Origin of the sequence: Neorhizobium vignae, assembly GCF_000732195.1 — a bacterium.
Lineage (GTDB): Bacteria > Pseudomonadota > Alphaproteobacteria > Rhizobiales > Rhizobiaceae > Neorhizobium > Neorhizobium vignae.
In genome coordinates this window covers 30400-42433 of record NZ_JNNU01000008.1, presented here as the reverse complement: position 1 = coordinate 42433, position 12034 = coordinate 30400, and the positions used below count along the sequence as shown (strand labels likewise).

The window sequence follows — 12034 nt, the reverse complement described above, 5'->3', positions numbered from 1 at the left end:
CATATCGATCTCGAGCATCACCTTCGCGGCTAGCGTACGATTTCGCACTAATCTTGTTCTGGCCCCGGAAACGACCGTCGTTCCGGTGGGTGGTGTTGAGAAATCGGTCACCGGCCTACCAATCCACTGTCTGCGGCTTGCGCCCGACACAATCCACGGGTTGCGTGTCATGGGTGTCGACACTGTCCGTGAACTTTCCGCAATGCCACGGGCACCGTTAACACTGCGGTACGGCCCGGAGATCGGCCGACGTCGGATCAACTGTTTGGGCGGATGGCAGAACCCATCGTATCGTTGCGCACTCCGGACCTTGTCGAGGCGGCGAAGAACTTTCAGGAGCCGATCGGCGCGGCGGAGACAATCGCCAAATATGTGCGTCGGACATCCTATTCACCCCCAACGGAAGATATTTCTGAGAAACCCTTTTCTCATCTGAGAATGTGCGGTATATTGTTTTGAGAAAACGGTTTCTCAAACGGAGATACGGTTTGGCAGGCGTGGATTTTGCTGGGAGGGTCACCCTCCATGACGTCGCCGCCGCAGCGGGCGTGAGTATCGCGACTGCATCCAAGGCGCTGAACGATACCGGCCGCATGTCTGCTGATACCCGCGCCCGCATCAGACGCGTGGCTCAGGAAATGGGTTTCCGGCCGAACGTTTTGGCGAAAAGCCTAACCAGCAAGCGCAGCTTTACCGTCGGGCTGCTAACCAATGACACATACGGCCGATTTACCCTTCCGGTGATGGCCGGTATCTCTGAGGGTCTGATCGATCATGGCGTATCGGTCTTCCTGTGTACCGTGGAGGACAATCCCGAACTCGCCAAGATTCACGTGGATGCCATGCTGGACAAGCAGGTCGACGGCATCATTGCGACCGGCAAGCGGATCGATAAGCCGCTGCCGGTGGATCTTTCGAAACTGTCGGTTCCTGTCGTCTATGCGCTGACTGCAGGGCCGGCCGATGCGGTGACGCTGCTGCCGAACGATCGGCAGGGCGCGGATGAGGCCGTACAGCACCTCATTGCGGAGCGGCGCCAGCGGATCGTCCACATCACCGGGCCGGGAGCTTTTCGAGTGGTTCAGGAGCGTGCCGCTGCCTTCTCAGAGGCGCTGGACCGTGCAGGCCTGCCTGTGTCCGATGCAGCTATTCTGCAAGGCGACTGGTCCGAGCGGTGGGGTCACGAGGCGGTGGCGATGCTGTGGTCGGGGGACGCGCAACCGGACGGGATATTCTGCGGCAACGACCAGATCGCCCGCGGTGTAATCGATGCATTACGCGAGCGGGGGGTGGGCGTCCCCGCCCAGGTGTCGGTTGTCGGTTTCGACAATTGGGAGATTGTCGCCGAACAAACCCGGCCGCCGCTTACCACCGTGGACATGAATTTGAAGGAACTCGGACGACAGGCCGGACAGGCGCTCCTGCGTCTTGTGAACGGCGAAGCCGTCGAACAGGGGCTTTGGAAGTTGCCGTGCACGCTGGTGGTTCGCGGCTCATGACGACTTGGCAAAGGGAATAACAGGCCAAACCAATCCGATAACGGCTTTTTAGGGAGGAGACCTAATCATGAAGCTGCTCAAGATCGTGGCACTTGCTGCCACCGCACTGGCGACTACACTATCGACATCCGCGTTCGCGCAGGAAAAGCTGACCATGTGGTCGCGCTCCAGCAGCGAGGCATTCATGCCGGCATTGATCGACGCGTTCAACGCGTCGCACAAGACGCAGATAGAACTGCAGATCGTGCCTTCGGCGGAAATGGTGCAGAAATATGCGACCGCGGCAGCTGGCGGTTCGGCCCCGGATTTCGTTTCACTTGACCTCGTCTACGGCCCAGCCTTTGCAAAGTCCGGTGCACTGGAAGACCTGACCGACGTGGCGAAAAGCCTGCCGTATTTCGAGCATCTCTCGAAGGCCCATATCGGTACCGGAACCTTCGAGGGGCGCATCTATGCGATGCCGATGTCGGCTGACGCCTCGGTCCTTCTCTGGAACAAGAAACTGTTCAAACAGGCCGGTCTTGACCCCGAAAAGGGACCGACCAACTGGGCGGAGATCGAAGCGGCCGCAAGCAAGGTCAACGCGCTCGGCGGCGATATCCGCGGCTTCTACTTCGCAGGCGCGTGCGGCGGCTGCAACGCCTTCACCTTCATGCCGCTGATCTGGGCTTCCGGCGGCGACATCCTGGTCGACGGCGGGAAACGCGCGACGCTCGATTCGCCCCAGATGTACGATGCGATCAACTTCTATCGTGATCTGGTCGCGAAAGGCTACGTGCCGGAGAGCGCTAAGACGGACTCGGGCAAGAACTTCTTTGGCGGTTTTGCCACCGACAAGATCGGCCTGTCCCCCATCGGGGCTTTTGCGATCGGCAATCTGGTCAAGAACTATCCCACAGTGGAGTTCGGCGTCACCTTCATCCCCGGCAAGGACGGTGGCAAGGCCTCGTTCGGCGGCGGCGACAATTTCGTGGTCACCGCGGGCCGCGACAATGCGCCGGCGGCAAAAGAGTTCCTGGAATTCGTCTACTCGCTTGAGGGACAGACGCTCCTCGCCAAGCTCGGCAGTCTGCCCACCCGCGACGATGTCGCCGCCGAAGCGGTCAAGTCGCTGGACCAGCGCTATCAGGTGGCAACGGAAGCCTTGAAGATCGGCCGCACCCCGTCATCGCCCGTCTACAACGACATCATCAACAGCAGCACCGGTCCATGGAAGCAGATGCTGAACGAGGTGTTTTTCGGTGATGACGTCAAGGGGTCGGTCACCAAGGCCCAGGCAGCGATGCAGGCCATCCTCGACGAAGCCGATTGATACACGTCCGGGAGATCTCTCCCAGCTTTGGCTGCCGGCCCGCGCGGGATCTTCCGTCCGGGCCGGCCCGGGATACCAATGGACGAGAGCCAATGATCAATTCACAGAAAATCCATGATGGCGCGCCCATCCGCCGCAAAAGCGTGAGGAATCGGCGCAAGCAGTTTGCCGGGCTTCTCTTCATCGCTCCGGCACTGATCCTGGTCGCCACCTTCTTCGTCATTCCGCTTGGAATGGCTTTCTGGATGTCGCTGCACAACTGGCCCTTGCTCGGCCGGCCACGGTTCATCGGCATCGATAACTATGTCAGGCTGACGCAGGACGCGCAGTTCTGGTCTTCGATGCGCTTCACTGTCTACTACACCGTGGTCGTCACCATTGCGATCTTCGCTGTTGCCTTTCCTCTGGCCCTGTTCGCCGACAAGGCTCACCGGTTCACGAAATTCTATCGCACCGCTTTTTTCCTGCCCGTGGTCGTCGGGTTCGGCTCTGCCAGCCTGCTCTGGGCATGGCTTCTCGATGTCGATTCTGGGCTTTTCTCTCCAGCCGCCGAATATCTGGGTTTGATGGCGAAACGCATCAACCTGCTGGCCGATTTTGACACGACCTTCTGGTCGATTATCATCATGGTCGTCTGGAAAACCGCCGGCTTCAACATGATCATCCTGCTGACCGGCCTGCAGGGCATCTCGACTGAGGTGCAGGAGGCCGCCCGTATCGACGGCGCCTCCTCGTGGCAGCGGTTTCGCCGGATCACGCTTCCCCTTATGCGTCGCACGATCGCGCTTGCGCTCATTCTTTCCGTTTCGGGCTCCATGCTGGCCTTCGACCAGTTCTACATCATTGCCGATGGCGGGCCGCAGAACCGCACGGTGACGGCGGTCTACTGGATATTCAGCCAGTCCTTCGGCTCCTTCCGCCTCGGATACGGCGCCGCACTTTCCATGGTCCTGCTGGTCATCCTCGTCTTCATCAGCGTTGTACAGCTGCGGCTGCTGCGCACCCCGGAGGGCATGTAATGTCCGCTCGCCGCAGCGCGTCAGCGCGCCATCTATACGCCTCCCTGCGCTATAACGGCTTCGGCATCGTCGCCGCCTTTCTTTTCCTGGCGCCGCTTGCCTGGAGCGTGCTCGTCAGCTTCAAGCCTTCCGTCGAAGCTAGGCAACCGCCGCTGCCGCCATGGCCGGTCGACGGCTTCAGCGTGCAGAGCTATGAAAACCTTGCGAAATATGGTTCGGGCATCTGGACCTATGCGGGCAACAGCCTGACGGTGGCCCTTGCAACCGTGGTGGCGTCCGTCACCGTCAGCCTGCTGGCGGGCTACGGCTTCTCGCGGTTTCATTTTCCGTTCAAAAACATGCTGTTCGTTCTAATCATCTCGACTGTCATGATCCCGTTTCAGTCCATTCTGACGCCGCTGTTCCTGATCCTGACCAAGCTCGGGCTGCAGAATACCTTGACCGGTATCGTCCTGGTTTATGTGACGCTGCAATTGCCGTTCTCGATATTCATGATGCGCAACGCGTTCGATGCGGTGCCGAAGGAGATCGAGGATGCGGCCCGCGTGGACGGGGCTTCGATCTTCGCCGTCCTCTATCGCATCATGCTGCCGCTGGTGCTGCCGGGCGTCGTCACGGTCGCGATCTTCGCCTTCCTCGCATCCTGGAACGAATTCCTGGCGGCGCTGATCCTGCTCACCGACCAGAACAAATACACCCTCCCGGTGCTGATGGCGGCCGTGCGTTCGGGCCAGTTCGGCACGATCGACTGGGGTGCGGTGCAGTCGGGTGTGACGCTGATGATGGCGCCATGCCTCGTGCTCTTCCTCGGACTGCAGCACTACTACATCCGCGGCCTGACCGCGGGCGCCGTCAAGTAAAGCAACCAGAAATCAAACGGATCTTCGACCCATGACATATCTCAATAAAGCAAGTGTATCCGGCTTTCGCCCGCCCGCAGTCCCCGATGTCGACGTGCGCGGTTTCTGGGGGGAGCGCATCGACGCGATCGCCGACAAGACCGTCATGATCCTCTACGATCGCTGCGTCGCGGCGGGCATGTTCGACCAGATCGATCCCGACAGGCCGGTGCCCGAACTGCGGCTGCCCTACCACCTGCGCTCCGACGGTTCGCCCGATACGGTCAATGTCCAGATGTTCTGGGATTCGGATGTCGCAAAGGTGATCGAGGCGGCGGCCTATGTGCTCTACCGCAAGCCCAATCCCGATCTCGAAGCCAAGACCGATGCTATCATCGACATGTTCCACAGGCTGCAATTGCCGGACGGCTACCTGAACTCATGGTTCATCCGCATGCAGCCCGGCAAGCGCTGGCTCAACCTGCGCGACCATCACGAACTCTATTGCGCGGGTCATCTCATCGAGGCTGCCGTCGCCTATTTCCATGCGACCGGCAAGCACAAGCTCCTCGACGTGATGTGCCGCTATGCCGACCATATCGACCGGATGTTCGGACCGCAGCCGAACCAGAAGCCGGGCTATTGCGGCCATGAAGAGATCGAACTGGCCCTGATCCGGCTCGGCCGGGCGACCGGCGAGCAGAGATATCTCGATCTTGCCCGCTTCTTCATCGAGCAGCGCGGCCAGCAGCCGCACTATTTCGATGTGGAGGCGGCGGAGCGCGGGGCGGACCCGAAGCAGTTCCGCCACCGGACCTATGAATACAACCAGTCGCACCTGCCGGTCCGGCAGCAGACAAAGGTCATCGGCCATGCGGTGCGCGCCATGTATCTCTATTCCGGCATGGCGGATGTCGCCACCGAGTTTGGCGACGACAGCCTCACCGATGCGCTGAAGATCCTGTGGGACGACCTCACCACCAAGCAGATGTATGTCACAGGCGGCATCGGCCCGGCTGCAAGCAACGAAGGCTTCACCGATTACTACGACCTGCCGAACCACAATGCCTATGCCGAGACCTGCGCTGCCGTTGGGCTGGTCATGTGGGCGAGCCGGATGCTGGGACGCGGTCCCGACCGGCTTTATGCCGACATCATGGAACAGGCGCTCTATAACGGCGCCCTTTCCGGTCTTGCTGCCGACGGCGCCACGTTCTTCTACGACAATCCGCTCGAAAGCAACGGCGGCCATCATCGCTGGACATGGCATCGCTGCCCCTGCTGCCCGCCGAATATTGCCCGCACCGTGGCCGCGATCGGCAGCTACATGTACGGCGTCTCGTCCAATGAACTGGCGGTCCATCTTTATGGCGACAGTACCGCCCGACTGGCGCTGGGCTCCACGGTGGTCACGATTGCCCAGCGCACCGACTATCCCTGGGACGGCCGTATCGCGATGACGATCGGAGTCGATGCTCCTGCCTCGTTCAGGCTGGCATTGCGCATGCCGGGCTGGTGCGGCGAGGCAAGGCTGTCCGTCGACGGCGAGGTCATCGATGCAGCGGCGGTCGAGGACAAGGGCTATCTGCGGATCGATCGCCTGTGGAAGGGCGGCGAAACGGTTGTTCTCGATCTCCCGATGGACGTGCGCGCCTTGCACGCCAATCCGGCGGTCAGGGCCGATATCGGCCGCGTCGCCTTGGCGCGTGGCCCGATGATCTACTGCGCGGAGGAAATCGACAACGATAAGGGGCTGCACTCCCTGATCCTGACCAGGGATGTCAGCGAGGCCGATACGGCATCCATCCACGGGTTCGACAAGGCCGTGGCGATCGACGTGAAGGCGAAGCGGGAGGTTTGGAGCGACTGGCACGGCAAGCTGTACGACACCGGCAAGCCAACGCTTCAGGACACGACGGCGCGTTTCCTGCCATACTACCTGTGGGACAACCGGGAGCCCGGCGAGATGCTCGTCTGGGTCAGGGCGCAGAAATGACTGGGTCCGCACAGGAAAAGGCGAAGATCGAGCTTCGCGACGTCAGGAAAAGTTTTGGAGCGGTCGATGTTATCCACGGCCTGGACCTGACGATCGAAGGCGGCGAGTTCGTCGTCTTCGTCGGGCCATCCGGCTGCGGCAAGTCCACGCTGCTGCGCATGATCGCGGGCCTTGAAGATGTGACATCTGGCGACATTCTCATCGCCGGTCGCGATGTGACGGATCTCGATCCATCAAGGCGCGGGATCGCGATGGTCTTCCAGTCCTACGCGCTTTATCCCCATATGAACGTCCGGGAAAACCTGTCCTTCGGACTCGAAATGGCCAAGACCCCGCGCGACGAGATCGAGCTTCAGGTCCAGGCGGCCGCCCAGATCCTCAAGATCGAACCGCTGCTCGAGCGCCGGCCCGGGCAACTGTCCGGCGGACAGCGCCAGCGCGTGGCGATCGGCCGCGCCATCGTCCGCAAGCCGCTTGCATTCCTGTTCGACGAGCCGCTCAGCAATCTGGATGCGGAGCTGCGGGTCAGCATGCGCATCGAGATCGCCAGGCTGCACCGCGAACTCGGCAACACCATGATCTACGTCACCCACGACCAGACGGAGGCGATGACGCTGTCGGATCGCATCGTCGTCCTCAAGGATGGCGTCATCGAACAGGTTGGCACGCCACGCGAAGTCTACGAAGATCCCAACAATCTTTTCGTTGCCGGCTTCATCGGCTCACCTCGCATGAACTTAGTCGATGCGATTTATCTGCCCGGGAACCGTATCGGAGTGGCCGAGGCGGTCATTCCACTGCAGCAACCCCTGACGGGCTTGTCTGAAGGGGACCCCGTCAAGCTCGGTATCCGCCCCGAACATCTGATGCTGGGAGATCGCAGGGAGGATGCGTTGCGCGTGAAGGTCGATTTCTCCGAATATCTCGGCAGCACCCGCTACCTCTATTGCTTCCTTCCGAACGGTGAGATGGTCACCGTCGAACAGCGCGACGGACGCGACTTTTCACCGGGTGAAGAAGCGTGGCTGAGCTGCGCGCCCGAGTGCCTGAGGCTGTTTGCGGCAGATGGCCGACGGTTGCGCCCGGCCGCGCTTCATGAGGGTGCGACGCCATGAATGTGAAAGTCGACGACGCCGGCGAACGTCCCCTGGTAGCGCTCGCCATGGGCGATCCGGCCGGGATCAGTCCGGAGCTTGCAGCCAGGCTGATCGTATCGCCAAGGATCGCCGCCGCGGCGCGCCTGGTGGTGATCGGCGACCGCCGAATTCTTGAAGCCGGTGCCAAGGCGGCGGGATTGGCGCTCGACATCGACACGGTGGAAAGCGGCGCGATAGAGCCGGCTCGCAGCCCGGTCCTGATCGACCTTCACAATCTCGATCCGGCAACTATAACCAGCGGCGAGGCGACGCCCGTGGGCGGGCGCTTTGCCGTCGAGAATTTCTCGTTTGCTCTGCGGCTAGCAGAGGCCGGCCACGTGGCCGGCCTCTGCTATACGCCGCTGAACAAGAAGGCGATGCGCTTCGCCCATCCGGGCTATGGCGACGAAAGCCGCTTCATCCAGGAGCTGTTGCAGCTGGCCGGAAGGGTAAAGGAGTTCAACGTCCTCGATACCGTGTGGAATGCCCGCGTCACCTCGCATATTCCGTTGAAGGATGTCGCGGCCAGTCTGTCGCGCGAGGCGATCCTCGCCGAGATCCGGCTCACCGTGGATTGCCTGAAACAGTCAGGCGTCGAAAAGCCGCGCCTGCTCGTGGCGGGCCTCAATCCTCATGCGGGCGACGGCGGCAGTTTTGGCATGGAGGAGATCGATATCATCGCTCCCGCAGTCGAAGCGGCTGCTGCCGAGGGTTACGATGTCTCAGGCCCTCATCCCGCCGACACCGTCTTTCTGACGGCGCTCAGGGACGGATATTACGCGGTGCTGACCATGTATCACGACCAGGGCCAGATCGCGATGAAGCTGATCGGCTTCGATCGCGGCGTGACCATGCTCGGGGGGCTGCCCTTTCCCGTCTGCACGCCCGCCCACGGCACGGCCTACGATATTGCCGGCAAGGGTATTGCCAATCCGCGCGCCAGCGAGGAGGCCGTGCTGCTGGCTGCCCGAATGGCCACCGCGGCGAAAAATCGAGGCCGCAGCGCATGAGTGTCGTCGTCATTGAAGATCCGCGCATGCGGACGCTGGTCGATTCGGACGCCGTGCTCGAAAGGCTCTGGACAGGTGCCGTATGGAGCGAGGGACCGGTCTGGTGGGAGGACGGCAGCGTCACGTGGAGCGATATCCCGAACAATCGGATGCTACGCTGGCACCCCGACACCAGCGGTAGTGTGTTTCGCCAGCCGTCCAACCACGCCAATGGTCACACGCGAGATTGCGAAGGCCGGCTGGTATCCTGCGAGCATTCGGGCCGCCGCATCAGCCGGACCGAACGCGACGGAACGATCGTGACGCTTGTTGATCGCTATCGGAGGAAGCGCTTGAACTCCCCCAACGACGTCGTGGTCAAGTCTGATGGGACGATCTGGTTCACCGACCCTTCCTACGGTATCCTGTCCGATGACGAAGGCGTCAAAGCCGAGAGTGAAATCGGTGCTTGCCACGTCTATCGTTTCGATCCGGCCACAAACGATTTGCAGATCGTTGCCGATGATTTCGAAAAGCCGAACGGCCTGGCGTTTTCGCCCGATGAAAGCCTGCTCTACGTCTCGGACACCGGCTTTTCGCACACTCCTGGCGGGCCGCGGCATATCCGGGTGCTTGACGTGGTGGATGGCCGAATTCTGGCACGCAGCCGGGTCTTCTGCGATGTCCGACCCGGCGCCTCGGACGGGTTCCGGATCGATATCCACGGCAATCTCTTCACGTCCTCACATGACAGCATCCAGGTCTACGCGCCGGACGGCTGCCGGCTCGGCAAGATCCTTGTGCCCGAAATCATCGCCAACTGCACATTCGGCGGCCCCAACCGCGACCGTATCTTCATCACCGCCTCGACGTCGCTCTACGCCATCGATGTCAGGACGCAGGGAGCGCTTCGACAGGGCTGAGGCGGGGCCGGTCACGGCCTGAGCGAACCTGCCTGTACTTCGGTCAAAGGCCGGATCGGACTGCCCCGCAGCATCAGGAACAGCTTGGCTGTTTCCTCGAGTTCTTCGGTCGCATATTGAGCTTCCCGCAAGGTCTTGCCGGCAACGACCGGTCCGTGATTTGCCAGCAGGACCGCATGGTTGTCGCGTGCTTTCAGCTTGACCGCCTCGGCCAAGGCTCTGTCGCCCGGCGGGAAATAAGGCACCAGCGGCAGGCGACCGACGCGCCGCCGCCACCACTTGAATCTCTACGAGTGCGTCGCCACCGGTGCGGGTGGTCGGGATGCCAATCTGCTCTCGCATCTCCCGCAAGACCCTAGCGGCCCGATCCAGCAGCCGGTTCTTCTCCAGCGCCGTCAAGTTTTCAATTTGATTGGCAGCTCGGATCAACTCGGCAATGAAGTCGTTTGTAGCGCTCAATGCAGTGTGTCCCAATCGGGCACCATCCCCGTCGAGTTCATATAGTCGGCCAAGGTATCAGCACAGTCTTGCGGTAGGCCGCAAAAGGGCTCGCCCCGGAAAGCCACAGCACGGCCATTGGTGGTGTCGAATATTTCCCAGGTATGTTCGCTATCTTTGCGGAGGTCGCAGCGATCGCGTGTTCATGTCCGGAAACTGACAGGATGTTCGTTGGAGTCAAGACAGCGTCTAAAGCCACCGAAGGCAGATCGTTAGCCTCGGGTGGGAACTTCTTTCGAGGTGGACGGTTCGCACCGAGCTACACGCAAACCAGAGGAAACGACATGTTGAGAATTCTGACAGTGAGTGCTCTTGCGTTCGGCCTTGCAACGTCTGCTTTCGCCCAGGGCGCAACAGGCGGTTCAGGGGCCGGTTCTTCCGGAACCGGCAGTGCGGCGGGCGCAGCCGCAGGTTCGAGCGGCAACGGAACCGGTACGGCCGGAGCTCAAGGAGCTACCACGGGTACCAATACTACCGGATCCAGCGGTGGGAACGCCAACAACGCGGGCAGCACCAATTCCGGCTGCGTAACCACCCCCACGCAACAGGGTTCGGCCGGGGGACCAGCTTCAAACTCCGGATCGAACGGCGCCGCCAATCAAGCTAACCGTTGCTGATCAGCTCAATTTGAAAAGCCCCGTAGCCTTAACCGGCTGCGGGGCTTTTTTCTTGTGGGCCTCCATGTAGGCCTTCTGCCAACTCATGGGACACCGGCTTCTACGGGGGATATTAAGGCCGAGGAGTTTCCGTCGTGCTCCCCGATGGAGCATTCGTCGGAGATGGTCCGCCAGTCCCGCTTTGCGGATGCGTGCTCCGGTCGGCCGGTGCGGTATTGCCCCCCGTTACAGGTGCGGCACTATTTGACGGTGTCTGGTTTTGCGCGGCGGGAACGTTGCTGCCGGCGGGAGAAGTGGCAGTGTTCTCAGCCGGCGCATCAGTGGCCTCGCCCCACCACTCAGCGGCTCCCCACGCGACTATCGCAAGCGCCAATCCACATATTAACACGATTAGGACCGGTCGTCCGCTTCGGCCTTGCCTCACCTCGATCTGGCTTTCCGTGACGGGAGCTGAGGTTTTGCCGAATGGCTTTTTTGGAGTAGGACTCATGATTGCCGCGTGCCTCGATTGTGCGTAGGTCAGTAACAATCTGACTTTGCGATAGTTCCGCTATGCGACCACCTCCTTGAGGAGGCCTAACGCTTCGGCGGTTCCTCGAGCGGAATTTCCGTCCTCGTATTCAGCGCGATGTGCAGGTCTCGAATTATTCCGGCGGCATCCAGCAGGGCAGCCTTGACCTGATCGGGCGATCGGTTACCCAAGCCGAGGGCCACAGCTGTCGTCTGCAGGTCGATCACGACGTCGGCCGCCGTGTTGCTGCGAGGTATCCCGATTGTCTCTCGCATGTCGCGAATCGTCATTATCCAGCGGTTGAGTAGGCGGCGAGCTTCTTCTCCGCGGAGTTTCTCGACCTTATTCGCGGCCCGGACCAGTTCTGCAATGAAGTCGTTCGTCGAACTCATTGAGCTGTGCCTCCGCGCCTCGTGTATTGCGCGTTCAGGAGGTCGGCTAAATCATCGGCCTCTTCCATTCCGAGTGCATCAAGCGTCGTTCCGTTTACCACGGCTGGTAAACCGGTGGAGACGTCGTAGACGGTCCAGTAGTCAGTACCGTCTTCGTTCTTTCGCGCACTGAAGCGGCGCATGAGCTTATCGTTCAATGCAGTGTATCCCTGTCAGGCAACACACCCACCGAGTTCATGAAGGCGACGAACGTATCTGCGCTATCTCGCGGCAGGTCGCAGTACGGCTTTCCCCCAATGATTA

Annotated in this window: 10 protein-coding genes and 1 pseudogene; 8 read left to right on the top strand and 3 right to left on the bottom strand. The window is 61.1% G+C overall.

Going from position 1 to position 12034, the window contains the following annotated elements; genetic code table 11:
• Positions 1–488 precede the first annotated feature (488 nt).
• The 8 genes from GQ59_RS15000 to GQ59_RS14965 all read left to right on the top strand — a co-directional run bounded on the left by GQ59_RS15000 (position 489) and on the right by GQ59_RS14965 (position 9713).
• Complete coding sequence (locus tag GQ59_RS15000; RefSeq protein ID WP_037082594.1) at positions 489–1499, top strand: LacI family DNA-binding transcriptional regulator; 1011 nt, start codon at positions 489–491, stop codon at positions 1497–1499.
• 67 nt (positions 1500–1566) lie between these two features.
• Positions 1567–2811, top strand: coding sequence for an ABC transporter substrate-binding protein (locus GQ59_RS14995; protein WP_037082592.1), 1245 nt, complete (start codon positions 1567–1569; stop codon positions 2809–2811).
• Between the two features lie 92 nt (positions 2812–2903).
• Entirely contained in the window at positions 2904–3830 is a 927-nt protein-coding gene (locus GQ59_RS14990) for a carbohydrate ABC transporter permease (protein ID WP_037082590.1), read from the top strand.
• Positions 3830–4690: a carbohydrate ABC transporter permease gene (locus tag GQ59_RS14985; RefSeq protein WP_037082588.1), complete on the top strand. Its 861-nt coding sequence runs from the start codon at positions 3830–3832 to the stop codon at positions 4688–4690. Before GQ59_RS14990 ends, GQ59_RS14985 begins: the two co-directional genes overlap by 1 nt.
• Positions 4691–4721: 31 nt before the next feature.
• Positions 4722–6665, top strand: a complete 1944-nt coding sequence (locus GQ59_RS14980) for a glycoside hydrolase family 127 protein (RefSeq protein WP_037082586.1) — start codon at positions 4722–4724, stop codon at positions 6663–6665.
• On the top strand, positions 6662–7780 hold the full coding sequence (locus tag GQ59_RS14975; RefSeq protein ID WP_037082584.1) for an ABC transporter ATP-binding protein: 1119 nt from the start codon (positions 6662–6664) through the stop codon (positions 7778–7780). Before GQ59_RS14980 ends, GQ59_RS14975 begins: the two co-directional genes overlap by 4 nt.
• A complete protein-coding gene (locus GQ59_RS14970) occupies positions 7777–8811 on the top strand; it encodes a 4-hydroxythreonine-4-phosphate dehydrogenase PdxA (protein WP_037082583.1) in 1035 nt (344 codons plus the stop codon). Before GQ59_RS14975 ends, GQ59_RS14970 begins: the two co-directional genes overlap by 4 nt.
• Positions 8808–9713 (top strand): SMP-30/gluconolactonase/LRE family protein, encoded by a 906-nt coding sequence (locus tag GQ59_RS14965; RefSeq protein WP_037082581.1) that lies wholly within the window; start codon positions 8808–8810, stop codon positions 9711–9713. The genes GQ59_RS14970 and GQ59_RS14965 overlap by 4 nt, the downstream gene beginning before the upstream one ends.
• Before the next feature lie 11 nt (positions 9714–9724).
• On the opposite strand, the pseudogene GQ59_RS14960 reads toward GQ59_RS14965, so the two are convergent.
• From GQ59_RS14960 to GQ59_RS14950, 3 genes and pseudogenes are all read right to left on the bottom strand, one after another.
• A pseudogene (locus tag GQ59_RS14960) lies at positions 9725–9979 on the bottom strand (class II aldolase/adducin family protein); the annotation flags it as partial.
• Between the two features lie 1425 nt (positions 9980–11404).
• On the bottom strand, positions 11405–11731 hold the full coding sequence (locus GQ59_RS14955) for a hypothetical protein (protein ID WP_037082578.1): 327 nt from the start codon (positions 11729–11731) through the stop codon (positions 11405–11407).
• The gene (locus GQ59_RS14950) at positions 11728–11928 is read right to left on the bottom strand and encodes a hypothetical protein (protein ID WP_244447968.1); all 201 of its coding nucleotides are present in this window, start codon (positions 11926–11928) and stop codon (positions 11728–11730) included. The genes GQ59_RS14955 and GQ59_RS14950 overlap by 4 nt, the downstream gene beginning before the upstream one ends.
• Between the last annotated feature and the right edge of the window lie 106 nt (positions 11929–12034).

What these genes read in the sequence shown, in the direction of transcription:
- GQ59_RS14995 (WP_037082592.1), top strand. Translation starts at nt 1,567, where the DNA reads ATGAAGCTGCTCAAGATCGTGGCACTTGCTGCCACCGCACTGGCGACT.
- GQ59_RS14990 (WP_037082590.1), top strand. Translation starts at nt 2,904, where the DNA reads ATGATCAATTCACAGAAAATCCATGATGGCGCGCCCATCCGCCGCAAA.
- GQ59_RS14985 (WP_037082588.1), top strand. Translation starts at nt 3,830, where the DNA reads ATGTCCGCTCGCCGCAGCGCGTCAGCGCGCCATCTATACGCCTCCCTG.
- GQ59_RS14980 (WP_037082586.1), top strand. Translation starts at nt 4,722, where the DNA reads ATGACATATCTCAATAAAGCAAGTGTATCCGGCTTTCGCCCGCCCGCA.
- GQ59_RS14975 (WP_037082584.1), top strand. Translation starts at nt 6,662, where the DNA reads ATGACTGGGTCCGCACAGGAAAAGGCGAAGATCGAGCTTCGCGACGTC.
- GQ59_RS14970 (WP_037082583.1), top strand. Translation starts at nt 7,777, where the DNA reads ATGAATGTGAAAGTCGACGACGCCGGCGAACGTCCCCTGGTAGCGCTC.
- GQ59_RS14965 (WP_037082581.1), top strand. Translation starts at nt 8,808, where the DNA reads ATGAGTGTCGTCGTCATTGAAGATCCGCGCATGCGGACGCTGGTCGAT.
- GQ59_RS14955 (WP_037082578.1), bottom strand. Translation starts at nt 11,731, where the DNA reads ATGAGTTCGACGAACGACTTCATTGCAGAACTGGTCCGGGCCGCGAAT.